Raw genomic sequence first — 22,560 nt, 5'->3', positions numbered from 1 at the left:
CATCTCGCTCACAAGAAAGCGACGCGCTGAATCAGGTCCGCATCTGACGGTCGATGGTCGCCCTCGTTGATCGGCGCTCCACTCGTGCGGCGAGGCCATCAAGAATCAGCTTCAGCCCTTCTTCGAAAGCGGCTTCGTGATCTATCTGCGGAACCCCGATCAAATCGTCCGCAGTTGCGCCGAGACTGGCCTCGGCCTGTTCCTCGAGCACGCTTCCGACGGTGAAGCGGCTGGACGCGAGCATCGCCATCTGAGCGTCCCGCTCGGGCAAACCGGACGCGACCAGGAAGGCCATCTTGTGCGCGATCCGATCGATGTCCGCCACACCGGGGCGGCTGCCCGCGTGGAGCTTTGCGCCATCGCGGCGCATCAGCAGCGTTCGCCGGAAACTGCGCGTGTTGTCGAGGAACCAATCACGCCAATCGTCGGCTGGCCTTGGAAGCGTAGCGGTCGCGTGGGGCGCCATCGCAGTCTCGGCCATGGCGGCGAGCAGTTCCTCCTTCTTGCGAAAATGCCAGTACAGCGACGGTTGTTCGACGCCGAGCCGCTTCGCGAGTTGTCTCGTGCTGATGCCCTCAAGACCAACCTCATCGAGCAGATCGAGCGCTTCGGCAATTACGGTTTCACGAGTTAGCTTAGCCATCTTGACAATCTATCGCTGATAGGGAATTTCGTAAATCAGCCTATCACTGATAGATTCGAGTTGCGCACATGAAAATTGAAACTGAAAATCGCTCCCTCAAGATTCTTGTCTGCGGTGGAGGGATTGCGGGTCCGGCCTTGGCCTATTGGCTCACCCGAAGCGGCCATCAAGTCGTCGTCGTCGAGCGGTTCTCAAACCTCAGGGCCACGGGTGCGCAGGTGGACCTGCGCGGTCAAGGCATCGAGGCCGCCAAGCGCATGGGGCTTATCGGCGCCATCCGGAGCAAGCTTGTCGATGAGGCTGGCGTCTCGTTCGTCGACTCCCAAGGTTATGCCAAGGCGACGATTCTGGCCAACACATCCGGTCGCGGCGCGCAATCGCTCACATCCGAATACGAGATCATGCGCGGCGATGTCGTGCGCATTCTCCATGACGTGACCAGGGATGACGTTGAATACGTCTTCGGCAAGACCGTGGAGCGGTTCGAGCAGGACGACGAGAAAGTTCTAGCTCACTTCTCCGACGGCACCTCTGACACCTTCGATCTGCTGGTCGGAGCGGATGGTCAGGGATCGCGCATTCGCAAGGGTATCCTGCCGCCGGATGCAGCCGACCCTTACCTGCGAATGGGCATCCACATGGCCTATTGGTTCATCCCACGCACACCGGCCGACGACGGCAACATCCGCAATACATACCTCGCTCCTGGCGGCCGGATGATCATGCGGCGGAGCCATAATCCGACGGAAACGCAAGTCTACTTCGTGCTCAGGGAAAGCTCCGAAGAAGCATCGGCCATTCACAGGGCGCCGTTGGATCAGCAAAAGCAATTCTGGATAGAGCGGTTCCGGGACGCCGGCTGGCAGACCGATCGATTCATCCAGGGCATGATGACGACGCCCAATTTCTACTCTCAGGAAGTGGTGCAGGTCCGCACAGACACCTGGTGCAAGGGTCGCGTGGTTCTCGTCGGCGATGCCGCGCATTGTGCATCCCCGTTCAGCGGCATGGGCGTATCCGGCAGCCTGGTCGGAGCTTATGTCTTGGCGGGTGAGATCAATCGCAATACGGGAGATCTCGCGCGAGCCTTTGCGCTCTACGACAAAACGCTACGGCCCTTCGTCAACGAAATCCAGAACATAAACCCATCGCTCCTGCGCCTGGGGATGCCCAAGACGCGATTTGGGATAAACGTCTTTCTTTCCGTGACGGCCTTGGCCGCACTGTTCCGCATCCCGGACCTGGTCGCCAGATTTTTGCCGGAAGACAGGGACGGCAGCTGGCTTCTGCCCGAATATACGGAGCTGCATCCGGCCCATCAAACTGCGCTACCGGGTTAGGTGAGAACTCAGGATGCAGGCCGTGATTGCGCCACACCGGAAGGAGTTTCCTTTCGAAGATCGATCGCCTCCGGGCCCAGCGGTCGTGCCGCCTAAGCCAGTCGATATAGTCAGGAACGGCCTGCTCGACGTCGAATATCGGCTTGAAGCCCCTGTCTTTCTGAAGCCGAGCAATGCCGAGAGAGTGGTCCGGGCAGCGATCGGGATTCCGGCCAGCCGGACGTGCGATGTCTGCGCCGGTAATGGCTTTGCTGATGGCTCCTCCGCGGAAGCGATCAGATTAGGCTCTGGCCGCCGTCGATATGCAGCGTTTGGCCCGTCGTGAACTCGCTCTCCATGGCGTAGACATAGGCCAGCGCCACATCGGCTGGTTTCGCGATCCGTCCGACCGGGAGCCGCGTCGCCATGCTCTCGAAAAGGCTGGATTTATTCTCGCCGGCCAGTTCGGTGAACATGGGTGTATCGACCCAGCCCGGCGACACCACGTTGACCCTTGTCGGCGCCAGTTCCAGCGACAGCGCATGCGCGAAATAGCTGAACGACCCGGCGATGGCTGCCACGACCGATCCGCCGGGAACCGGCGGCTTGTCCTTGTTGATGCCCGACGTGAAGGTCATCGATCCACCCTTCTTCAAGGTGCGGACTGCGTACTTGGCCACCAGGACCGCGCCCACCAGCTTGTTGTCGATGAAGCCGCGAACGACATTCAAGTCGGTGTCCCCGATGGGGTAGCCGGGCGGCGGCGTTCCTGCCGTCGAGACAAGATGATCGAGGCCGCCGATTCCTGCGAACAGGCGAGCGATCTCTGCCTCCTGGGTCATGTCGGCTGCGAAGGTGCTGACTTTGCCGGCTGCCGCAAGCGCCCGTTCGGCTGCTTGCAGCTTCTCCAGCGACCGGCCGACAATCACCACTTCGGCGCCTTTGTCCAAAGCCGCAGTCGCAACGCCGAGACCGATGCCGGAGCTGCCGCCGATGACGAGAATTCTCTTGCCCATAAGCGTCCCCATGGGTTCCTCCATATCTGAAGTGGTGCTGTGAAGTCGGGCGCGACGAGCGTCGCTAACCCTGGTAGGCGCGTTCGAGATCCGCGATGATGATCTTCTTCATCCTGTACATGGCCTGCATCACCCGCTCCGCCTTGTCCTTATCCGCGTCGGCGATCATCTTCAGCAGGATGGCGGGTGTGACCTGCCAGTAAACGCCGAACTTGTCCGTCAGCCATCCGCAGGGCTGCTCCTTGCCGCCGTCGGCGATCAGAGCATTCCAGTAGTAGTCGGTTTCTTCCTGATCACCTGTTTCGACGAGAAACGAGAACGCCTCGTTATACGGCACGCGCGAGTTGGCATTCAGCGCGGCGATCTGCAGGCCGCCGAGCTCGAACCGCACCACCGACAGTTCCGGGTTGGGCAGTTCGGTGCGTGCAAGGAGCCTGGAGTCCTTGAACACGGATCGATAGAACTCCATGGCCTCTTCTGCCTGGCCATTGAACCAGAGATGGGGGTAGATGTTCATGATCATTGTCCCTCGATGATGGCTGGCGAAGCGGTCGGCGGGCTATGGCTGCCGCAGGATGACGGTTCCGTCCCAGTCGCGCTCGAAGCCGATGTCTTCAAGACTATGATCCGAAAAGCGGTTGAGACGCCGCATGTCGATTCGATGCCGGATCACCAGAACCTGGCGCGTGGCCAGATCGCGGGCCGCACCGATCAAAGCGGCGATTGCATTGATTGGCCGATGCCCGCGTTCGCTTGCTGCCGATCCATGAAAAATATCAAGCGATGCGTGAGTAACACTCATGGTCTTAATCCTCTTCAGTGGCGTTTCTCAGCTTGGTCGCCGTCGCCTTTGCGTTGTTGATGGGAAGGAGTTTGCTTCTTTCCCTGCTGGACGACAAACGACTAATATTGCATGATTTGTGATCAACGCTCACAGGTTATCATGCCAAGAAAGCTCCCCCCGTTGACCGCTCTGCCCGCCTTCGAGGCGGCGGCTCGCCATCTGAGTTTCACCAAGGCCGCGGAGGAACTCTTCGTGACCCACGGCGCCATCAGCCGGGCGATCAAGAACCTGGAACAGCAACTCGACGTAACGCTGTTCGATCGGGGGACGCGTTCGGTCCGGCTGACGGCGATCGGAGAGCCCTATGCGCGCGCGGTGCGCGAAGCGCTCGATCAACTGGCAGCGGCCACGAGCATTGCAACGACGCGCCGCTCCGACACGACATTGACTGTGAGCACGTCGGGCGGCTTTGCGGGCAAATGGCTCGTGCCGCGCCTCTATCGCTTTCATCGGGCACACAGCGAGATCGACGTGCGTGTCTCGACAACAGGCACGCTGACCAATTTTTCAGGCGATGGGATCGATATCGCCATTCGTTATGGCGGAGGCGACTATTCAGGACTGACGAGCGAATTCCTGGCCGGCGAAGATGTGTCGCCGGTTTGCAGTCCACGACTCATGGCCGGCAAGCACCCGTTGCGGACACCCGAGGATCTCAAATATCACACCCTTATTCGCGACGGCTATCCGATCGATTGGGCGGCCTGGCTTGAGAGCGCAGGCGTGACGGGCCTAGACCCAAACGGGGGGCTGACCTTCGATTCCTACACCTTCGCGATCGAGGCGGCGGTTCAGGGCGAAGGCGTCGCGCTTGGCCGGACCATGCTTGTGGAAGGCGACCTCGCAGCGGGGCGGCTGGTCCGCCCGTTCGAACATGCGTTGAAGGCCCAATCCAGTTTTTATCTCGTTTACCCTCCCGATGCGATCCGGCAGCGCAAGGTGAAGGCGTTTCGGGACTGGCTTTTTTCCGAGATGGGTGAAGACGGATAGCCTGTAACTAGTCCGGCCCGCATCGTTCTCGATCCGTCGCGGCTTGCCCCGCCAAAAGCGGAGAGTACGCTGCGAGCCTGCGGGATACGAACTCCGTGAAGAGCCGCACGCGCTTGGTCTTGCGTGTCTCCCCGTGTGTGAGAAGCCAGAGCGTTCCGTACATGTGCAGGTCGGTACCCGGCACCCTCACCAGGTGGGGGTCGGCATCTCCGACGAAGCACGGCAGCGTCGTGATCCCGAGCCCTTGCCGCACAGCAGCGATCTGCGCCTCGGCGTCCGTGACCCTGAAGGGAACCCCCGTGGTGCGAACCTCACCCGCGCTGGCCCAATCCGGAATTCCATGAATGCTTATGACGATCCACCGGATGGGATCAGGTGCGCCCGCACCCCATGCGGCTAGCCGATCGCGGGACATGTAGACGCCGCCAAACAGATCCGGTCCCTTCAGGCCGTGAAGATTGACCGGCAGGGTTTTGCGGTCGTAGACGACGCGGATCGCCACGTCGGCCTCTCGGTTGGTCAGATTTGCGAGCTCGCCGGACGACAAGATGTCCATCTCGATGTCCGGATGCAGACGCGCGAAATCGGCGAAGTCCGGCATCAGCAGGTGTGTCGCGAGGGTCGGGGCCAGCGTCACCCGCAGAAGCCCGCGCACGCTCTGGTCGCGCCCGAAGACGCGCGTCTCCAGCTGGTGCGACGACGCTTCCATCTGGTTGGCGAGTTCGAGGACTTCTTCGCCCGCAGCCGTCAGGCGGTAGCCGGAGGGCAACTTTTCGAACATCTGCGCCCCGAGGCGTTCCTCGAGCTGTGCGATGCGTCGCAGCACGGTCGAGTGATACACCCCGAGGCCCTCGGCGGCAGCCCGCACCGAGCCTCCGCGCGCCACGGCAAGAAAGTAGCGAATGTCATCCCAGTCGATCATGGTGCAATCCCGCACCGCGCGGTGCGCCTTCCCAAGCCCGTATCCAACGCGTCGTACAGCAGTACGGGCGGTCATCATAGCTTATGTGGTCATGTGCGGCCTGATTTCAAACGGCGGACACCGATCGTTGAGGTTGGCGTCATTCGTCCAGCCGGAGCGATTTTGCACCACCGATGTGCGCGCTTCCGCACTCAACGCCTGACTCCGTCGGACCTATCTGGAGGTTCTCGGGGCATCCCCGAACGACCAAAGGCAGAGCCTAGAAGGAGAAGTCATGGGAAAGCTTGAAGGTAAGATTGCAGTCATCACCGGCGGATCGAGCGGCATGGCGCTGGCAAGCGCCAAGCGGTTCGTTGAAGAAGGCGCCTATGTTTTCATCACGGGCCGGAGACAGGAAGCGCTGGACGAGGCCGTCAAGCTGATCGGCCGGAACGTGACCGGCGTGCGCGGCGACGTGTCCAATCTCGACGACCTCGACCGCCTGTTCGATATAGTCAAACGGGAAAAGGGCAAGATCGACGTCCTGTACGCGAGCGCTGGCACGGGCGAAGCCGTCCCCCTGGGCGAGATTACCGAGCAGCATTTCGATGCGACCTTCAACCTGAATACGCGGGGCACGCTGTTTACGGTTCAGAAGGCGCTGCCGCTGTTCAACGATGGCGGATCGATCTTCATGACCGGGTCAGTTGCTTCGCTGAAGGGTTTTCCTGGTTACAGCGTGTATGCGGCGAGCAAGGCGGCGCTGCACGCGTTCGCACGCGGCTGGCTCAACGAACTCAAGGGCAGGAATATCCGGGTGAACGTGCTGCACCCGGGGCCGATCGCCACGCCGATGCAGGACCAGGTTCTCACCGCCGAGGCGAAGCAAATGTTCGAATCCTTGATCCCACGGGGAACGATGGGTCGTCCTGAGGAAATTGCGGCGGCCGCGCTGTTCCTTGCTTCAGACGATTCGAGCTTCGTGAATGGGTTGGAGTTGTCAGTCGACGGCGGCTTCTCGGCCATCTGAATTCGTGCCGGATCGCGGGAGGCGGCTGATCGGCGGGAACTAGCGTGTCCATGGTGAAATGACTTCCGCGTTGAACGGTCGGTCCGGCCGCTAGGAAGTCGTTCACGACGGGACGTCTACGCAAAGGTCGGCGCACGGCAACCCGGCGTCGTTGAGGGCGGGGAATCAATATCAACGCAGGAGAAACATTATGAGCTACGCAATTATAGGATTCGGTGCCGTAGGCCAGGCTCTCGCCCGTGCCTTCGCTCGTAGAAATATCGAGGTGGCCGTCGCGAGCCGCCGTCCGCCCGAGGCGTTGGCGCCGCAGGCTCGGGCGATTGGCTCCACGGTCGTCGCCAAGCCGCTGCGGGATGCAGTCGAGGCCGACACAATCATCCTGGCGGTCCCGTTCGGGGAGCATCGCGAGGTTGCGAAGGTCCTGCCGAGCTGGGAAGGCAAGACAATCATCGACGCGACGAATGCGTTTGGAGTTCCCCCTGAAGAGCTGGACGGCCTCCCGTCCTCCGCCTTCGTCGCGAAGTCGTTCACCGGCGCCAGGTTCGTGAAAGGTTTCAATCACTTGGCTGCGGCCACCCTGGCTGCCGATCCGATCGTCGAGGGCGGGCACCGGGTCGTCTTTCTGTCGAGCGACGACCAGGGCGCGATCGCTCCCGTGGCGGATTTGGCCAAACAGCTCGGATTCGCACCCGTCAAGCTCGGAAAGCTCAACGAGGGTGGCGCGCTGGTGCACGCACGCGGCCGCACTTGGGGCCAGCTCATCTTCCAGGATTTGTTCAAGAAGGAGCAGCAATCGATCTAGGACCGTGTGATCGACGCCAAGAACTGGTCGCGCGCCAACGTCTTCGGACAGCGCGCGACCGAATATCTGAAGGCCACACGAAGGTTGGGGTGGCCTGACAGCGTGTGGGCGCCGTTCTCAGCCAGTGTCATGTTGCCGGGTTCGCCAGCCCTTCCACCAGCGTGCCCAAGGCCGCATCCAAGGGAGCCGATCCGACCTTCTCGGGCACCAGTAGCCCATCGATCGCAAGCATGGTCATGCCGTGGATGAGCCCCCACCAAGCTGCTGCCTGGCCTTCTATTGGCCGCTTGCGAATGCTCCCTGCGGCCTGGCCACGCCGAAGGATTTCGAGCGCCACATCGAAGACCGCAAGCGCCCGCTGATTGAGATGTACCCCTTCGGCTTTCTCCTCCCCTGCGCTGAACATCAGGCGGTAGAGAGCCGGGTTGTCCGTTCCGAACGCGACGTAGGCACGAGATATTGGGGCAATTTCGTCGTGCAGAGTTTTGGGCGCTTCAGACTTCGTTGCCGATAGGGTCTCGCGCAGCCGGTCGAAGCCGATCATGGCGAGTTCTGCAAGCAGCGCCGCTTTGTCCGGAAAGTGCTTATAGGGTGCTGCGTGGCTGACGCCAGCCCGGCGCGCTACTTCCCGCAGCGTGAACTGCCAGCCCTTCTCCTCGGCAAGCATGTCCAACGCTGTCTCGATTACCGCGCGACGGAGATCACCGTGGTGATAAGGGCGGTTGGGAGCGTCTTGCATGATGCCTCAAAGTTTCTTGTGGTTACATTGTTGACAGTGGTTGCTTAAACGCCTACGTCAAGAGCGAAAGTTTCTCCTGTCTACATTGGAGTGGACCATGAACGCAACCGTAAATACCGCCGACGCCGATCGGCTAGGCAGTCTCCTCGCGGCTCAGCGCGCTGCCTTCCTGCATGAGGGCGCACCGTCGCTGGCGCAGCGACGCGCTGATCTGACTAGGTTCAGGGCCGCGATCATCGGGCACCGCAAAGTGATCGAAGAGGCCATCAATGCCGATTTCGGGCATCGCTCGAAGTATGAAACGGCGATCATGGAGGTGGGAGGGGTCGCCGAGGGCACCAAGTATATGATCCGCAACCTTGCCAAATTCATGGCGCCGACCCGCCGCCACGTTGCTCTGCACATGCGAATGGGCAAGGCCCGCATCGAATACCAGCCGCTTGGCGTCGTCGGCGTGATGTCGCCGTGGAACTATCCGGTAAACCTCGCGCTGATGCCGGTCGCAACTGCTATCGCCGCCGGAAACCGGGTGATGCTGAAGCCCTCGGAGTTCACGCCCGTCACCAATACGCTGCTCGCAAAAATGCTCGGCGAGGTATTCGCCGAAGATCAGTTCGCGATCGTCAGTGGTGATGCCGCCGTGGGGGCTGCCTTCACGGCTTTGCCGTTCGACCACTTGGTCTTTACCGGGAGCACTGCTGTAGGGCGATCGGTGATGAAGGCCGCAAGCGACAACCTCGTTCCGGTCACCCTCGAACTCGGAGGCAAGTCGCCGAGCATCGTTGCCAAGGGACACGTCCTCGACCAGGCGGCGGCGTCAATTGCCTACGGAAAGCTGCTCAGCGCCGGACAAACCTGCATCGCCCCGGACTACGCACTGGTCCACGAAAGCGAGGTTGACGCATTCGTCAAGGCATATGACCGGAAGGTGGCTTCCTTCTATGCGGATGGTCCAACGAGTGAACATTACACCTCGATCATCAACGAGCGGCACTATGCCCGGCTCCAGGGCTTGATCGACGACGCCCGCTCCAAAGGAGCGCAGATCATCGAGGTCGGCAATCGGCCCGGTGAAGCATCCCTTCGCCTCAACACACTGGCGCCAACCGTGGTGCTTGGCGTCACAGATGACATGCGCATCGCTCATGAGGAAATCTTCGGCCCGGTCCTGCCGATTTTCCCCTGCCGCGACGTCGAAGACGCGATCGCCTACGTGAACGCCCGGCCTCGGCCGCTCGCGCTCTACTATTTCGGTGCGGATGACGAAGATCGACGCAAGGTGCTGAGCCGAACGACCTCCGGCAACGTCACCATCAACGGCACGATCATGCACATCGCCCAGGATGACCTGCCTTTCGGCGGCGTCGGGACCAGCGGGATGGGCGCATATCATGGCATCGAAGGCTTCCGTACCCTCAGCCATGCCAAGGGGATCTACGAGCAGGGGCGTTGGAACCTCTCCAACCTTATTCGCGCGCCCTTCAGACAGCCGATCGATACCATCCTCAACGTGATGCTCCGGTGACCAGCATGCCGTCATCAAATCAAGCTCGGGAGCAAGAACATGACCAATGACGCGTCGTTGCCGTTACGCGGCTCATGCGAATGCGGCGCCTGCTCGTTCGAGGTGCATGCCTCGCCCAAAGCCAGGTTCCGGTGCCACTGCCTGATCTGCCAGGCGTTCAACGGCAAACCGTTTGCGGATGTGATCGCCGTCCGCGGCAAGGATGTCGTGCTGAAAAACGCCGGCACTATCTCATTCAAGAAATACCGACCCCCACCGAACTTCAATCGCGGGGTCTGCCGGACCTGCGGCAAGCCCGTTGTGGAGGTTGCCGGCTTCGGGCCTTTCAAGGTGATGTTCATCCCGGCGAGCAACTTCGAGCCCGAGGCCCGGCTGCCGCCGGTTCGGTTCGACATGTTCTATCATCGTCGAGTGCTGGACATGCCCGATAGCGTGCCCAAATACAGCGGCTATTTCGCGAGCGAGTTGGCGGTCGGGAAACTGATCATGGGTGGCTTATAGGGCGCCGGCTAAAGTACAGTTCGCGCGGGAAACGCCTCGTGAAGGGCGGCTTTCATTGGCTTTCAAAGCTGCAAAAAAGTACTGTCAGACCGGGATGACGGCACTTAGAGCGAAAATCGCCGAATACGAACGCCGTTTCGAGACATGATGCCGCGCCCTTGGCAGGATGGAATCAATTTCCAAGCTATCCGCGCCGGTTAAGGCGCTATCCCCAAGGCGTTCAGTTCTTGTACTGCTTGCGAAACTTAATCGGGGTGAAACCGGTTTCGCGGCTGAAAAACTTGGCAAAATTGGTTGCCTCCGCGAAACCGAGGCCCTCTGCAATGAGGTAGATAGGTCTGTTGGTATGGACCAGGAGCCGCTTGGCTTCCAAGGCGATGCGCGCCGTGATGGCGTTTTTGGCGCTTTGCCCGGTCGCCTCCAACGCCGCTCGCGTCAGGCTTTTCTCGGGACAGCCTAGAGCTGCCGCATAGGCGGATACCTGATGCCAGCCGGCATAGTTTTGTTCGACTAGCCTGCGAAACCTGGCATAACGCTGCACACCCGGGCTTTGTGCCACGTCGATGCCCATGTGCTGATCCCGCAGGATGGCAAGGCGCAGAAGCAGCGCACAAAGTTCGTATCGCAGGAGCGCGTGTATATCCTTGGGCGGGGCGGGGCTCGCGGCGTCCCGCTGCATCCTGGCGATCGCCTCCTTCACAGCGCCGAAATCGGCAGCGATCAGGGATAGGTGATCCGGTAACCGATCCAGACTCAGGACAGGCAGCAGATCGGCAGTCGCCTGTGTCTCCGATGGGAGGAATTCTGCGCGGAACAGGACCATCCATCCGTCCCAATCTTTATCACTACCGAAACTGTGAACCTGCCCGGGCCTCAAGACGAGGAGGGATCCAGCCGCGCAATTGACCGGCTGGAAGTCCACGACCTGGGTCACCGCACCTTCGGTCACGCAGATCAGGGTGTGGAAGGAATAATGATACAGCGCCAGGATTTGCTCGGAGCTCACCCGGCGCCGCAAGTCCGAAAAATGAAATATCTCAATATCCAGATCGCGCCCGCTCGGACGGTAATTCAGTTGATCCAGCTTCGCTCGGCTCTTTGTCATTCGCGTCGCGCCAATTCCGGCCATGCATGTCCGATAAGTATCATATTTCGGCGCCTATGAACCACGACAGAATGGCATTCCACCCATTATTATCACTCTCATGAGCTGCGAAGGGCACTTCGCAGCAGGTTCCAACATTTGCAAATGAGAGACCGCAATGACCACTATCGACATCGGAAAAGCTTATATCAAAGCCGTCCAGACCGGCGATCAGGCCACGCTTGGCGAACTGCTTTCGCCCCAGGTCATTTGGCATCAGCCGGGCAATAACCAGTTCTCGGGCACCAAGAACGGCATTGCCGAATTTGGTGCCATGATGGGCGCCATGATGGCAAAGTCTGGTGGTAGTTTCGCGATCACCCATGCCCATCGTTATCTCGCCAACGGGGATCTGGTTGCCATCGAGATAGAGTTCGCGGGTCAACGCGAAGGCGCCAAGGTCGACCAGTCCGGTATCGATCTGCTGCGCGTGCAGGACGGCAAGATCGTCGAAGTCTGGCTGTTCTCCTCCGATCCGGAAGAAGAGGACCAGTTCTGGGGCAAATAAGTCACCGCATCTGGAGCAGCGGGACGAAAGTGGCCCTGCTCCAACGACTTGTCCATTTTCCAGGGAGCTTCGCGACGAGCGCGAACAACAAGCAGATCGTCACCGACGCCTACCAGCGAATTTTCGGTGATTTGGACGGCTCTGAAGTAGACAACAACATGAGCACCAAACGTTCGTCCGCATACGACACGTTACCTTCAACGACAGAATACGAATTCCTACGCCAGGCGACGCTAAACCCCTACTCCCACTCGATCGTGCCGGGTGGCTTGCTGGTCACGTCATAAACGACGCGGTTGATGCCGCGGACTTCGTTGATGATGCGGGTGGCGGTGCGGCCGAGGAAGTTCATGTCGTAGGGATAGAAATCCGCGGTCATGCCGTCGACCGAGGTGACGGCCCGCAATGCGCAGACGAAGTCGTAGGTGCGGTAGTCGCCCATGACGCCGACGGTCTGCACCGGCAGCAGCACTGCAAATGCCTGCCAGATCGTATCGTAGAGGCCGGCCTTGCGGATTTCGTCGAGATAGATCGCATCGGCCTTGCGCAGGATGTCGAGCTTTTCGCGGGTGACGCCGCCCGGGCAGCGGATCGCGAGGCCAGGACCCGGAAAGGGATGGCGGCCAATGAAGCTCTCCGGCAGGCCGAGTTCGCGGCCAAGCGCGCGCACTTCGTCCTTGAACAGTTCGCGCAGCGGCTCGACCAGCTTCATGTTCATGCGTTCGGGAAGGCCGCCGACATTGTGGTGGCTCTTGATCGTGACCGAAGGTCCGCCCGAAAAGGAGACGCTTTCGATCACGTCCGGATAGAGCGTGCCCTGGGCCAGAAATGCCGGGGAGCCCTTGCCGTCGGCGGCGATCTTGGCGGCTTCCGCCTCGAAGACTTCGATGAACAGGCGGCCGATCGTCTTGCGCTTCACTTCCGGATCGGAAACGCCGGCAAGCTGGGTCAGGAACAGGTCGGACGCATCCACATGCACGAGCGGAATATTGTAGTTGTCACGGAACATACCGACGACCTGCTCCGTTTCGCCCTGGCGCATCAGCCCGTGGTCGACATAGATGCAGGTTAGCTGGTCGCCGACCGCTTCGTGGATCAGGACAGCCGCAACCGAGGAATCGACGCCGCCGGAGAGGCCGCAGATCACCCGTTCCTTGCCGACCTGTTCACGGATCTTACGGATCATTTCGGCGCGATAGGCGGCCATGGTCCAATCGGACTTCAGCCCGACGATCTTGTGCACGAAGTTGGAGAGCAGCTTGGCGCCGTCGGGCGTATGCACCACTTCCGGGTGGAACATGGTGGTGTAGTAATGCCGGCTCTCGTCGGCCGCGATCGCAAAAGGCGCATTTTCCGACGTCGCGATCACTTCGAAACCGTGCGGCAACTGGGTGACGCGATCGCCGTGGCTCATCCAGACCGGATAACGCCCGCCCATTTCCCAGAAACCGTCAAACAGCGGGCTCGCCTTCTTGATCTCGACGTCGGCGCGGCCGAATTCCGCCGCATGCCCGCCTTCGACGACGCCGCCGAGCTGGGTGCAGAGCGTCTGCTGTCCGTAACAGATGCCGAGGATCGGAACGCCGCTGTCGAACACCGCCTGCGGAGCGCGCGGGCTGCCTTCGGTGGTGACCGATGCCGGGCCGCCGGAGAAGATCACGCCCTTGGGCTGGAGTTTCTCGAATGCTGCGCCGGCGTGCTGGAAGGGGTGGATTTCGCAGTAGACGCCCGCTTCACGGATGCGACGCGCGATCAGCTGCGTCACCTGGCTGCCGAAATCGATGATGAGGATGCTGTCGGGATGAGCTATCTGGGTCATGCCGAGCCTTTAAAGAAACTTCCCCTTTCTGGCAACGGGGAACAAGGCGAAAATCGCGCCTTCAGAGGACGATGGCGCCATCCTCCAACCCCTCGAACAGGCTGTCGACCGCATCTGCCAGCTTTTTGTCGATCACATGCAGGTATTCGGTCCAATCGCCGACATGCTTCAGCTCTTCCTTGCCGTCCGAAATACCGCGCAGGCCGATCAGCGGCAGGCCGAAAAGCTGGCAGCAGCGCAGCACCGCGAACGTTTCCATGTCGACCATGTCGGCACCGACGAGATCGTAGGCGGCACCGGAGACGATATTGCCGCCTGTCGATAGCGAGGCTTCCCTGACGCCGGGGATGCGCAAGGGGAGCGGCATGATCGCCGGATGGTCGAGGAAGGGCGTGCGGCCTTTCTCGAACCCGAGCGGCGAGGCGTCCATGTCGCGATAGGCGACTGACGAGGCCTGGTAGATTTCTGTCTGCTCGAGGTTGCGGGAACCGGCCGAGCCGAGCGAGACGACGAGATCGGGCAGGTCGTCTGTCGCTTCCAGCCTCGTCAGCGCATGGGACAGCACGACGGCTGCCTCGACCGGGCCGACGCCAGTCATTAGCGGCTTGATGCGGGATTTCAGCGCCGGGCCGTACTCGGCGTCGACGGCCATCACGAAAAGAATGGACTTGCCGCCGGCGAGGCTCGGCTCGCCGAGAGGAAGAGAAGAAGTCATCCGGTTACGTCCTCTCGGCCGCGGATCACCATCATGGTGCCGGTCATGGAAGCGATGAGTTTGGCGGGGCCGTCGCCGATCGCATAGGCGCGGCCGTCGGCGACTATGATCGTCGAGCCCGGCTTGGTGATTTCGCCGCGGAACAGAAAACGTTCACCCCGGCCAGGCGACATCAGGTTCACCTTGAATTCGATGGTGAGGATCGAGGCGTCCGGTTCGATCACCGTATAGGCGGCATAACCGCAGGCGGCATCAAGCGCTGCAGAAATCACGCCGGCATGCAGGAAACCGTGCTGCTGGGTAAGCTTGATGTCGAAAGGGAGCTCGATCTCGACTATCGCCTGTTCGACACGTGTCAGCTCTGCGCCGAGCATCCCCATCGCGCCCTGCCGGGCGAAGCTCTGGCGCACCCGCTCGCGGAAGTCGCCCGTATCTTTCCCGTTCATGTTCCCGCCCCTTTCGCAGTTGCGAAATTGGCATGGCCGGCGATGTTCGGCAAGCCGTACGATGGAGCGTACTTAATTCATCAGAACGATCGACAGGTTGAGGAGCGTCGCGAAGGCGACCCAGAGTGCATAAGGCACGAAAAGCCACGCAGATTTGCGGTTTTCCCGCCAGCTTGCGCCGATGAATAGTAGGATGGAGATCAGCAGCGGCACGATGACGACGAGGCCGAGAACGGGGCTTTGCAGGCCGAAGAAAGCCGGCGACCACAGGAGGTTGAGCGCGGCTTGTATGGCAAAGAGAACGAGCCGGCGGCCGTTGTTCTCGTCATACCAGGTTTCGGAAAGCACGACCCCGATCAGGACGTACAAAACCGTCCAGACGGGAGCGAAAATCCAGCTCGGAGGATTGAAGAATGGTTTGTCGAGCGATTGATACCACTCGCCAGGCTGGTTGCTTGCGCCGCTCAAGGCGCCGAGTGCGACGCAGGCGACGATGAAGGCGATCATAACGACGTTCTTGCTCATCCCGCCGCAATTAGGGCGCTCCGGCAGCCAGGAAAGGTCAGCCCAGCCGGACGATGTGCTGGTCCCAGGCAACTTGGCTGCGTGTCTGGTTGAACCGCCCGTCATAGGAGGAAACGGCAACGCCATGCGCGGCGGGCGCGACGCCGGCGGCCTCGCGGACGGTTTCTTCCTTCAGCACGGCCCCGGTTTTCGCGTCGAGGGTGACTGCGGCCCCGCCGATCGGCGAGGTGAGGCCGACGACGCCGTCACGGCGGTTGACGGCGATAGCGCCGACATAATTGCCAAGCCGGACGGTCGTTTTCTCCGGCAGCGAGACGAACGAAAGGTCCTCGCCCTTGGAGAACCAGCCGGCAAGCGGCGGCAGCGCGTTACGCGCACCTTCCCACTGACAGGCGAACCAGATGCGGCCGTTGTCAGTGATGTCGAGATGGCGGGTGGAGAGCTGTTTCAGCGAAGCGGGCAGGCGGTGCCGCTGGATAAGGGCGCCGGTCTTCGCATCGAGCAGAACCAGCGACGGTTCCATGCGGTCGACATTGAGCTTGGTGCGCCCGAAATCCGGATGGGTTTCGATGCCGCCATTGGCGATGACCAGCAGCTTTCCGTCGTCGGAGACGGTCATGTCATGGGTGCCGATGCCGTGCGCGTCGAACTCGGCGATGCGGCGGAATTTGTCCCGGGCGTCGTAGACGCCGATCATGCCGCGATTGCCATCGAAATCGTTCTCGCTGGCATAGAGGAAGCGGCCGTCCGGTGAAAAATGGCCGTGACCGTAAAAATGCCGGCCTTCCGGCGAGGTGATCATGATCGGCTCGGCCTGTCGTGATGGATCGAAGACCATGGCAAACGTGCCGGGACGGCGGGCAAAAGCGACAGTGCGACCGGTGGCGGTGCTATAGGCCATGCCGTGGGCGCGGGCGGGAAGGGCGACGCGGTCGATGATCTCGCCGCGTTCGGAAACGGTGGCGACGCCGAAAGATCCATCCGGCGCCTTGAAGCCGGAGGCATAGACCGCATCTGTGCGTTCGAGCGCCATCAGCGAGCGCGGCGCAAGGGCGGTGGTGAAAATGACACCCGCCGCTTTCAGAAAGCCGCGCCGGTCGATGGCCTCGCCGCGCCACATGGTCTTAGTCGCCGTCGGCAAACGAGAAGCCGGAGCTGAGCCCGATCGCGCCGCCATAACCGTCGTTGAGCTTGGTGATCACGTCCTTTCCGTCCGCGAGCAGTGTATCGAGCTTCTTGCGCTCGGCCGCACTCTCGACCGCCTTGTCGAGGTCCGGCGTGATCTTCGCCGAAAGCTCGATCATCGACGTCAGCTTCGCCTCGGTGGCGGCGACGATCGGCCGGTCCTTTTCCTTCAGCAGTTCCACCATGCCGGATTTTTCGAGCAGGGCCGAAAGGCCTTCGAGATTGCCCTTGATAGCGGGCCAGGTGTTTTCCGAGCGCCAGAACAGTGCCTGTTTCGGGAACTTCGCCTTGTCGGCGCCCTTGTAGAAGGTTTCGATCCGCTGGTCGCGCACCGCTTCGGCGCCATGCACGAGAATGCCGAGCAGCGCCGTGATCGCCTCGCCGCCGGTGCGGAAATTGAGGTTGTCGGGCCCCGGCTGTTCCCACGTCTTCTGGATGCCGTCGGGCGCGTCCCAGATATCGGAAAGCTCCTTGGCGACATTGGTGATATTGCCGGCGATGGCCGCGCCATAGCGGCAGCGATAACTGTTCTTCGCCTTGAGTAGTTCGTCGGAACCGGTGCCGGCAAGCACATATTCGAGCGCGCCAAAACCCTGCATCGCAACGCTTTTTGTTCCGAGCGTGGCGGGGTCGGTGGCGGTCTCGTCGACCTTGGAGAGGACCGATTGGACCTGCTTCAACCCGGTGCTCTTGCGGTCGGGATAAAAGAGGATGCGCTCGAAGCGGTTCTGCTCGATGACGGGACCGACACGCACTACCTCGATATGTGCCCAGCTGACCGCCGCGTCGCGGAAGGCGCCTTTCGCGGCATCGTAGCTCGTCTTGGAGGGCGCCTCGCAGAGCGTCTTCATCGCCGTCGTCATCTTGCCCGCGGACGCGTAGAATGCGTCGTAGCCCGGCCGGATAAACCCGTCCACCGCCGCCGTCATCGCCTTGGTGACGTCAGCCATCGGCAGATTCACCGAGGGAGCAGGTTCACCTTCCTGCGCAAAGGCGGTGGCGGGAAGCAGCGAGACGAGTCCGGCAAAGAATGTCTTGCGCATCACAGAGACTCCAGGAATTTGAGGAGGGCGGCACGGTCTTGTCTTCCGAGCGCGGCGAAGGCATCGCGGGCCTTCTGCGCCTCGCCACCGTGCCAGAGGACGGCTTCGGTGAGGTTTCTCGCCCGGCCGTCATGCAGGAAGAAGGTGTGGGCGTTGACGGTTTCGGTCAGCCCTATGCCCCAGAGCGGCTGGGTGCGCCATTCGCTGCCGGTAGCAACGCCAACCGGCTGGCCGTCGGCAAGGTCTTGGCCCATGTCGTGCAGCAGGAAATCGGAATAGGGCCAGATTAGCTGGAAAACCTGCGCCTTGTTGCCGGCATCGCGGCTGGTCACGAACTTCGGCGTGTGGCAGGCGGTGCAGCCGGCCTGGTAGAACAGTTCCTTCCCCTTCAGAACCGTCTTGTCGCCGATATCGCGGCGGGCTGGCACCGCTAGGTTTTCGGAATAGAAGGTAACCAGCGGCAGGACCGGATCAGGTGCTTCGACCGGCCCGAGTCGCTGCTGCACGCCGGTCGGCATGGCGAGGCACGCAGCCTCGGCCTTGGTGCAGTCGCCGTGGTCGAACGGATTGTCGGGAGTGGAGATGCCGAGGTCGCCGGCAAAGGCGGACGAGCTCTGGTCACGGACCGAGGCATTCTGCGCCTTGAAGCCGAAGCGGCCGAGCTTCAGCTCGCCGGTCTTGTGGTCGCGCACCATGGCCGGCTTGCCGGAGATCCCGTCGCCGTCCTTGTCGTCCGGGTCGGCCAGGCCGAGAATGTCGGCATCGTGGATAGCCTGGATCAGGCCCATGCCGATCATCGGCGGCGCGATCCGCGGCGACAACGTCACGTCGCCTTCCATAGCACCGTAGCCGAGGTCGGCGACCGAATAGCTCGGCTTACGCAGGCGGACGATCTCGCCGTCGCCGAGCTTGACGGGGATTTCCTCGTAGGAAATCCCCATCCGGCCTTCGGAGGCGAGGCCGGACACGGCGAGGTCCTGCAACTGCTCGCCATAGATCGCGTCGGGAAAATTGAGCTTCCTGTAATCGGCGACCGCCTCGCGCTCATCGTCGGTGCGCGCCGGACGGGCGAGCCGGAAGAACATCGAGGTCGCGTCGGCACCCCCTTCCGGCGGGTGGCCGCGGCCATCCTTCAGGTGGCAACTCTGGCAGGCGCGGGCGTTGAACAGCGGCCCCAGCCCGTCGGACGCCTGCGTCGAGGACGGCGCCGAGACCCAGAGTTTTGTGAACAGCGCATTGCCAAGCTTGAACATCCCTTCTTCCTCGAAGGTGATGTTGGCGGAGAAATGCGAGAAAGCGTCGCCATTGACGTCGGCGCGGCTCGTCGCTGCCCCGCCCGACATGGTCTCGAATGGCTCGGGCTTGGAGAAATCGGTCGTCGGGCGGGTAACGCTCTCGACGCGTTTCTGGTCCTTCGGATTGAGATCCGTGCGGACGGTCGGGAAAAGTGCATCGCCACTGGTCGCGATCAGCGGCGTGAGAAGGAAAGCGCCCGAAAGCAACGGCAACAGGAAGATGAAAGACTTGGGCGTTCTCATATGCGCATCGGGCCGCAGGCTGAAGGTCAGCCGCGGCCCGCCTTTTTCATTGCTTATTTGAAGACGGCGTTGGGATTATCGAGGCTGGCGGAACCTTCAAGCTCCACTTTGCCAAGCTTCAGCGACGCAATGACGCGCTCGACGCTCTTGCTCTGGTCGATCAGGCCGTCGATCGCCTTCTGGACGACCGCATTGCCCTCTTTATTGCCTTCGCCGATCATCTGGTCGTAGGCCTCGACCTTCTTCGCCCGGTCGGCCATGGCGTTCATGGCGGCGAGCGTCGCGTCGAGCTTGCCGAGCATCTCGCTGTCCAACGACTTGTCGGTCGCGGCAACCAGTTCGGAGAGCGAAGGCCCGGTCATTTTGGTACCGTCGACACGAGTATATTCGCCCGTATAGGCCGACTTGATGCCGACCGCGTCGTTGAGATGTGAGTTGTAGGTGTTGTCGGAGAAGCAATCGTGCTCCTCTTCCGGATCGTGCAGCAGCAGGCCGAGCTTCATGCGCTCGCCGGCAAGCTCGCCGTAGGAGAGCGAACCCATGCCCGTCAGGATGGCGGTCAGGCCCTTCTTGGAATTGGCCTCGACGTTCTTGGTCGCCTTGCCCTTCGGGCCCCAGGCGGTGACCATGTCCTTGAGGTCGGAGACCAGCAGGGCGGACGCGGCCTTCAGGTATTCGGCGCGGCGATCGCAATGGCCGTTGGTGCAATTGGCCTTGTCGTAGTCCGTATAGGGACGCTTGCCGGCGCCCGGTCCGGTGCCGTTCAGATCCTGGCCCCAGAGCAGGAATTCGATGACGTGGTAGCCGGTCGCGACGTTGGCCTCGATCTCGCCGGCCTCGTTCAGGCTGCGCAGCGTCTTGGCGTTGAACTTCGAAAGGTTGAGCGTCTTGCCGTTGACCTTGATCTTCGGGTTGGCAATGACATTGGCGGTGTAGAGCGCATTCTCGTCGCTCTCCGTGCCGTAGGAGGCATCGACATAGTCGATCAGGCCTTCATCGAGCGGCCAGGCATTCACCTTGCCTTCCCAATTGTCGACGATCGGGTTGCCGAAACGGTAGACTTCCGTCTGCTGGTAGGGAGCGCGGGCGGCGATCCAGGCGTCCTTGGCAGCCTTCAGCGTCTCGTCGCTCGGCTTGGCGATCAGCGCGTTGACGGCCTTGTCGAGCGCTTGCGCTGTTGTCAGCGAATCTTCGTATTTCGCATGCGCCAGTTCGGCATAATGCTTGAGAACGGCTGCGGATGTGGTGGCGGCCTGCGCCTCTGTCACGACGAACGCCGCGGAGGCGGCGAAAAGCGCCAGGGCGGCGCCAAGAACGGTCTTGCGGATCATGTCCCTCTCCTTCACGGCCCGGATCTCTCCCCGGCCGTTAGAGGGTTCATCGCGCAATTGGAAACTGGTGTCAAACAATCTAGTTTAGAATAATTTGAAAGTAGAACTCGACTTTGTCTTCGCTTCCGCTGCGTTCAAGCTCTGCGTTGCATGCGGCAGAAAAAGAATCCGTCGGTATCGGTACTTGCGGGCGTCAGCGTCACTGTCAGGGCATCTTTCGAGCGAGGCTGCGGGCCATCTTTTTCGAAGATGCTGTCCCAGTGCTCTGCCGCGGGGACGATCGAAAATTCCGGGTTTTCGACACAGAAGCGGGAAACCTGGGCGTCGTTCTCCTCCGGTAGGATCGAACAGGTGACATAGACGAGTGCGCCACCCGGCTTCACGAAGACGGCAGCCTCGGAAAGCGCTTCCTGCTGCTGGGCGATGCGCTCGTCGAGGTTCTTCGGGGTCAGTCGCCATTTGGTGTCCGGACGGCGGCGCCAGGTGCCGGTGCCGGTGCAGGGGGCATCGACCAGGACCGCATCGAGCTTGCCTTTCAGGCCATTGAGCTGGCGCGCGTCGTCGTGCACCTGAACGTTGCGGGTGCCGGCGCGGCGCAGCCGCTCGATGATCGGCGCCAGCCGTTTGCGGTCGGCGTCATAGGCGTGGATCTGGCCCTTGTTGTGCATCGCGGCCGCCATGGCGAGCGTCTTGCCACCGCCGCCGGCGCAATAATCGAGGACCTGATGATGTTCGCCGGGCTGCACGAGCTCGGCAACGATCTGCGAGCCTTCATCCTGAACTTCGAACCAGCCTTTCTGGAACGAAAGCTCGGCGGTGACGTTGGGCAGGCGGGACGCTCCCTCGCCAGCGGCAATCCGGATGCCGTTGCGGGCGATGCGCGAAGTCTTTGCGTTCGAGCGTTCCAACGCCTTGATGACCTTCTCGCGGGATGCCTTCAGCGTGTTGGCACGCAGATCGAGGGTGGGACGGCCGGCCAACGCTTTGGCCTCAATCAGCCAGTTCTCGCCGAAATTGGCTTCGAAGGACGGCTGGATCCAGTCCGGAATGTCGCCCTGAACATGCAGGGGCGCATCGTCGAGATTGCGGGAGGCAAGCGACGAAAGGTTCGCCTCGGTCAGAGCCGGCGGTGCAAAGCGGTCGTCCGTGAACTCGGCCTGGAGAGCGTCGGGCGTCAGGCCCCACTGCCGGATGAGAACCGCGTAAGCGAGGGCCGCCGGGCTTTCGTCGTCCATGAGCCAGGCATGCGAGAGCCGCATGCGCAGTGCGTCGTAGACGATATTTCCGATCGCCGCCCGATCGCCGGAACCAGCGAAACGATGGGCGAGGCCCCAGTCCTTGAGCGCGTCGGCGACAGGGCGTTTGCGCGTCTCGATGTCGGCCAGCACCTCTATGGCCCCGGCAATTCGTCCGCCCAATCGCATGTCAGTCTCCGTCTCGGTTGCACCCGTATGGCACGGGTCGTAACCGCGATTGCGCGATAGGGCAAGAGGCCGGCCTAAACGGTCTCTCTGAACAGCTTCAGCCGTCGATCGCTTTCAGGCCCTTGCCTGCGACCTTCTGATCGCCGGCATCGACGATCTGGTAACAGACCTGGGCGGTACCGGAACTGATCATGCCGATGTCCTTGGCCGCGGCTTTGGAAACATCGAGCACCCGGCCGCGGATGAATGGACCGCGGTCGTTGATGCGCACAACGACGCTTTTGCCGTTGCGCTTGTTCGTCACCATCACCTTGGTGCCGAAGGGCAGCGTCCGGTGGGCCGCTGTCATGAGAGAAGGGTTCATTCGTTCCCCGGATGCCGTCTTGGATCCGAGGGCATACCAGGATGCGTGACCGCACCCGGGCGCAGCATTGGCCTGCGCGGAGCCGAGAGTTGCAAAAGCAGCAATGGAGGCCGCGGCGAAAGTCGAGCGTCGAATTGTTGTCAAGTCGGTCGTCCCCGTTCGTTTTGTCCCTGCACGTTGCGTGCAAAACGGCTAAGCGGGGCGAAAA

General features: G+C 61.6%; 24 protein-coding genes. 7 read left to right on the top strand and 17 right to left on the bottom strand.

Annotated elements, in window-relative coordinates:
- Positions 1-31: 31 nt before the first annotated feature.
- A complete protein-coding gene (locus MOV63_RS03255; protein WP_038548372.1) occupies positions 32-643 on the bottom strand; it encodes a TetR/AcrR family transcriptional regulator C-terminal domain-containing protein in 612 nt (203 codons plus the stop codon).
- A 68-nt stretch (positions 644-711) separates the two neighbouring features.
- Between MOV63_RS03255 and MOV63_RS03250 the strand changes: the two genes are divergently transcribed.
- Complete coding sequence (locus MOV63_RS03250) at positions 712-1,983, top strand: FAD-dependent monooxygenase (RefSeq protein ID WP_247031627.1); 1,272 nt, start codon at positions 712-714, stop codon at positions 1,981-1,983.
- Positions 1,984-2,258: 275 nt separating this feature from the next.
- Here the strand turns inward: MOV63_RS03250 and MOV63_RS03245 are convergent, their stop codons facing one another.
- From MOV63_RS03245 to MOV63_RS03235, 3 genes are read right to left on the bottom strand one after another with little or no spacing between them, the layout of a single operon-like run.
- On the bottom strand, positions 2,259-2,990 hold the full coding sequence (locus tag MOV63_RS03245; RefSeq protein ID WP_247031625.1) for an SDR family oxidoreductase: 732 nt from the start codon (positions 2,988-2,990) through the stop codon (positions 2,259-2,261).
- Positions 2,991-3,042: 52 nt separating this feature from the next.
- Positions 3,043-3,495: a VOC family protein gene (locus tag MOV63_RS03240; RefSeq protein WP_038549972.1), complete on the bottom strand. Its 453-nt coding sequence runs from the start codon at positions 3,493-3,495 to the stop codon at positions 3,043-3,045.
- A gap of 42 nt (positions 3,496-3,537) precedes the next feature.
- Positions 3,538-3,780, bottom strand: coding sequence for a hypothetical protein (locus tag MOV63_RS03235; RefSeq protein ID WP_247031623.1), 243 nt, complete (start codon positions 3,778-3,780; stop codon positions 3,538-3,540).
- A gap of 141 nt (positions 3,781-3,921) precedes the next feature.
- Between MOV63_RS03235 and MOV63_RS03230 the strand changes: the two genes are divergently transcribed.
- Positions 3,922-4,812, top strand: coding sequence for a transcriptional regulator GcvA (locus tag MOV63_RS03230; protein WP_038549974.1), 891 nt, complete (start codon positions 3,922-3,924; stop codon positions 4,810-4,812).
- Between the two features lie 7 nt (positions 4,813-4,819).
- Here the strand turns inward: MOV63_RS03230 and MOV63_RS03225 are convergent, their stop codons facing one another.
- Entirely contained in the window at positions 4,820-5,734 is a 915-nt protein-coding gene (locus MOV63_RS03225; protein ID WP_247031621.1) for a LysR family transcriptional regulator, read from the bottom strand.
- Positions 5,735-6,008: 274 nt separating this feature from the next.
- Between MOV63_RS03225 and MOV63_RS03220 the strand changes: the two genes are divergently transcribed.
- The gene (locus MOV63_RS03220; RefSeq protein ID WP_247031619.1) at positions 6,009-6,743 is read left to right on the top strand and encodes an SDR family NAD(P)-dependent oxidoreductase; all 735 of its coding nucleotides are present in this window, start codon (positions 6,009-6,011) and stop codon (positions 6,741-6,743) included.
- Positions 6,744-6,933: 190 nt separating this feature from the next.
- Complete coding sequence (locus MOV63_RS03215) at positions 6,934-7,545, top strand: NADPH-dependent F420 reductase (RefSeq protein ID WP_247031617.1); 612 nt, start codon at positions 6,934-6,936, stop codon at positions 7,543-7,545.
- A 127-nt stretch (positions 7,546-7,672) separates the two neighbouring features.
- Here the strand turns inward: MOV63_RS03215 and MOV63_RS03210 are convergent, their stop codons facing one another.
- Entirely contained in the window at positions 7,673-8,284 is a 612-nt protein-coding gene (locus tag MOV63_RS03210; protein ID WP_247031615.1) for a TetR/AcrR family transcriptional regulator, read from the bottom strand.
- Positions 8,285-8,381: 97 nt separating this feature from the next.
- On the opposite strand from MOV63_RS03210, the gene MOV63_RS03205 reads away from it, so the two are divergent.
- On the top strand, positions 8,382-9,809 hold the full coding sequence (locus MOV63_RS03205) for a coniferyl aldehyde dehydrogenase (protein ID WP_247031613.1): 1,428 nt from the start codon (positions 8,382-8,384) through the stop codon (positions 9,807-9,809).
- 39 nt (positions 9,810-9,848) lie between these two features.
- On the top strand, positions 9,849-10,310 hold the full coding sequence (locus MOV63_RS03200) for a GFA family protein (RefSeq protein WP_038548399.1): 462 nt from the start codon (positions 9,849-9,851) through the stop codon (positions 10,308-10,310).
- A 220-nt stretch (positions 10,311-10,530) separates the two neighbouring features.
- Here the strand turns inward: MOV63_RS03200 and MOV63_RS03195 are convergent, their stop codons facing one another.
- The gene (locus MOV63_RS03195; RefSeq protein ID WP_247031611.1) at positions 10,531-11,439 is read right to left on the bottom strand and encodes an AraC family transcriptional regulator; all 909 of its coding nucleotides are present in this window, start codon (positions 11,437-11,439) and stop codon (positions 10,531-10,533) included.
- Between the two features lie 133 nt (positions 11,440-11,572).
- Here MOV63_RS03195 and MOV63_RS03190 point away from each other — a divergent pair, with 133 nt between their 5' ends.
- Complete coding sequence (locus MOV63_RS03190; RefSeq protein ID WP_247031609.1) at positions 11,573-11,962, top strand: nuclear transport factor 2 family protein; 390 nt, start codon at positions 11,573-11,575, stop codon at positions 11,960-11,962.
- A 241-nt stretch (positions 11,963-12,203) separates the two neighbouring features.
- On the opposite strand, the gene guaA is transcribed toward MOV63_RS03190, so the two are convergent.
- The 10 genes from guaA to MOV63_RS03140 all read right to left on the bottom strand — a co-directional run bounded on the left by guaA (position 12,204) and on the right by MOV63_RS03140 (position 22,496).
- Positions 12,204-13,781, bottom strand: a complete 1,578-nt coding sequence (gene guaA, locus MOV63_RS03185) for a glutamine-hydrolyzing GMP synthase (RefSeq protein WP_247031607.1) — start codon at positions 13,779-13,781, stop codon at positions 12,204-12,206.
- Between the two features lie 61 nt (positions 13,782-13,842).
- Entirely contained in the window at positions 13,843-14,496 is a 654-nt protein-coding gene (locus MOV63_RS03180) for a 5'-methylthioadenosine/S-adenosylhomocysteine nucleosidase (RefSeq protein ID WP_247031605.1), read from the bottom strand.
- Positions 14,493-14,942: a PaaI family thioesterase gene (locus MOV63_RS03175; RefSeq protein ID WP_038548484.1), complete on the bottom strand. Its 450-nt coding sequence runs from the start codon at positions 14,940-14,942 to the stop codon at positions 14,493-14,495. The genes MOV63_RS03180 and MOV63_RS03175 overlap by 4 nt, the downstream gene beginning before the upstream one ends.
- A 72-nt stretch (positions 14,943-15,014) precedes the next feature.
- Positions 15,015-15,467, bottom strand: coding sequence for a TspO/MBR family protein (locus MOV63_RS03170; protein ID WP_038548487.1), 453 nt, complete (start codon positions 15,465-15,467; stop codon positions 15,015-15,017).
- Positions 15,468-15,504: 37 nt separating this feature from the next.
- Complete coding sequence (locus tag MOV63_RS03165) at positions 15,505-16,587, bottom strand: DUF1513 domain-containing protein (RefSeq protein ID WP_247031751.1); 1,083 nt, start codon at positions 16,585-16,587, stop codon at positions 15,505-15,507.
- Positions 16,588-16,591: 4 nt separating this feature from the next.
- On the bottom strand, positions 16,592-17,695 hold the full coding sequence (locus MOV63_RS03160) for an imelysin family protein (protein WP_247031603.1): 1,104 nt from the start codon (positions 17,693-17,695) through the stop codon (positions 16,592-16,594).
- Entirely contained in the window at positions 17,695-19,233 is a 1,539-nt protein-coding gene (locus MOV63_RS03155) for a di-heme oxidoredictase family protein (RefSeq protein WP_247031601.1), read from the bottom strand. The genes MOV63_RS03160 and MOV63_RS03155 overlap by 1 nt, the downstream gene beginning before the upstream one ends.
- 53 nt (positions 19,234-19,286) lie before the next feature.
- The gene (locus tag MOV63_RS03150) at positions 19,287-20,564 is read right to left on the bottom strand and encodes an imelysin family protein (protein WP_247031599.1); all 1,278 of its coding nucleotides are present in this window, start codon (positions 20,562-20,564) and stop codon (positions 19,287-19,289) included.
- Between the two features lie 134 nt (positions 20,565-20,698).
- The gene (locus MOV63_RS03145; protein WP_247031597.1) at positions 20,699-21,988 is read right to left on the bottom strand and encodes an RsmB/NOP family class I SAM-dependent RNA methyltransferase; all 1,290 of its coding nucleotides are present in this window, start codon (positions 21,986-21,988) and stop codon (positions 20,699-20,701) included.
- A 97-nt stretch (positions 21,989-22,085) separates the two neighbouring features.
- Complete coding sequence (locus MOV63_RS03140; protein WP_247031595.1) at positions 22,086-22,496, bottom strand: septal ring lytic transglycosylase RlpA family protein; 411 nt, start codon at positions 22,494-22,496, stop codon at positions 22,086-22,088.
- Between the last annotated feature and the right edge of the window lie 64 nt (positions 22,497-22,560).

Origin of the sequence: Neorhizobium sp. SHOUNA12A (assembly GCF_023006505.1) — a bacterium.
In the GTDB taxonomy this organism is placed as follows: Bacteria; Pseudomonadota; Alphaproteobacteria; order Rhizobiales; family Rhizobiaceae; genus Neorhizobium.
The sequence above is the reverse complement of the archived record's forward strand: the minus strand, read 5'-3'. Positions and strand labels throughout refer to the sequence as shown.

Excerpts from the sequence above, each read along its gene's own strand:
- MOV63_RS03255 (WP_038548372.1), bottom strand. The coding sequence starts at position 643 with ATGGCTAAGCTAACTCGTGAAACCGTAATTGCCGAAGCGCTCGATCTG.
- MOV63_RS03250 (WP_247031627.1), top strand. The coding sequence starts at position 712 with ATGAAAATTGAAACTGAAAATCGCTCCCTCAAGATTCTTGTCTGCGGT.
- MOV63_RS03245 (WP_247031625.1), bottom strand. The coding sequence starts at position 2,990 with ATGGGGACGCTTATGGGCAAGAGAATTCTCGTCATCGGCGGCAGCTCC.
- MOV63_RS03240 (WP_038549972.1), bottom strand. The coding sequence starts at position 3,495 with ATGAACATCTACCCCCATCTCTGGTTCAATGGCCAGGCAGAAGAGGCC.
- MOV63_RS03235 (WP_247031623.1), bottom strand. The coding sequence starts at position 3,780 with ATGAGTGTTACTCACGCATCGCTTGATATTTTTCATGGATCGGCAGCA.
- MOV63_RS03230 (WP_038549974.1), top strand. The coding sequence starts at position 3,922 with ATGCCAAGAAAGCTCCCCCCGTTGACCGCTCTGCCCGCCTTCGAGGCG.
- MOV63_RS03225 (WP_247031621.1), bottom strand. The coding sequence starts at position 5,734 with ATGATCGACTGGGATGACATTCGCTACTTTCTTGCCGTGGCGCGCGGA.
- MOV63_RS03220 (WP_247031619.1), top strand. The coding sequence starts at position 6,009 with ATGGGAAAGCTTGAAGGTAAGATTGCAGTCATCACCGGCGGATCGAGC.
- MOV63_RS03215 (WP_247031617.1), top strand. The coding sequence starts at position 6,934 with ATGAGCTACGCAATTATAGGATTCGGTGCCGTAGGCCAGGCTCTCGCC.
- MOV63_RS03210 (WP_247031615.1), bottom strand. The coding sequence starts at position 8,284 with ATGCAAGACGCTCCCAACCGCCCTTATCACCACGGTGATCTCCGTCGC.
- MOV63_RS03205 (WP_247031613.1), top strand. The coding sequence starts at position 8,382 with ATGAACGCAACCGTAAATACCGCCGACGCCGATCGGCTAGGCAGTCTC.
- MOV63_RS03200 (WP_038548399.1), top strand. The coding sequence starts at position 9,849 with ATGACCAATGACGCGTCGTTGCCGTTACGCGGCTCATGCGAATGCGGC.
- MOV63_RS03195 (WP_247031611.1), bottom strand. The coding sequence starts at position 11,439 with ATGGCCGGAATTGGCGCGACGCGAATGACAAAGAGCCGAGCGAAGCTG.
- MOV63_RS03190 (WP_247031609.1), top strand. The coding sequence starts at position 11,573 with ATGACCACTATCGACATCGGAAAAGCTTATATCAAAGCCGTCCAGACC.
- guaA (WP_247031607.1), bottom strand. The coding sequence starts at position 13,781 with ATGACCCAGATAGCTCATCCCGACAGCATCCTCATCATCGATTTCGGC.
- MOV63_RS03180 (WP_247031605.1), bottom strand. The coding sequence starts at position 14,496 with ATGACTTCTTCTCTTCCTCTCGGCGAGCCGAGCCTCGCCGGCGGCAAG.
- MOV63_RS03175 (WP_038548484.1), bottom strand. The coding sequence starts at position 14,942 with ATGAACGGGAAAGATACGGGCGACTTCCGCGAGCGGGTGCGCCAGAGC.
- MOV63_RS03170 (WP_038548487.1), bottom strand. The coding sequence starts at position 15,467 with ATGAGCAAGAACGTCGTTATGATCGCCTTCATCGTCGCCTGCGTCGCA.
- MOV63_RS03165 (WP_247031751.1), bottom strand. The coding sequence starts at position 16,587 with ATGTGGCGCGGCGAGGCCATCGACCGGCGCGGCTTTCTGAAAGCGGCG.
- MOV63_RS03160 (WP_247031603.1), bottom strand. The coding sequence starts at position 17,695 with ATGCGCAAGACATTCTTTGCCGGACTCGTCTCGCTGCTTCCCGCCACC.
- MOV63_RS03155 (WP_247031601.1), bottom strand. The coding sequence starts at position 19,233 with ATGAGAACGCCCAAGTCTTTCATCTTCCTGTTGCCGTTGCTTTCGGGC.
- MOV63_RS03150 (WP_247031599.1), bottom strand. The coding sequence starts at position 20,564 with ATGATCCGCAAGACCGTTCTTGGCGCCGCCCTGGCGCTTTTCGCCGCC.
- MOV63_RS03145 (WP_247031597.1), bottom strand. The coding sequence starts at position 21,988 with ATGCGATTGGGCGGACGAATTGCCGGGGCCATAGAGGTGCTGGCCGAC.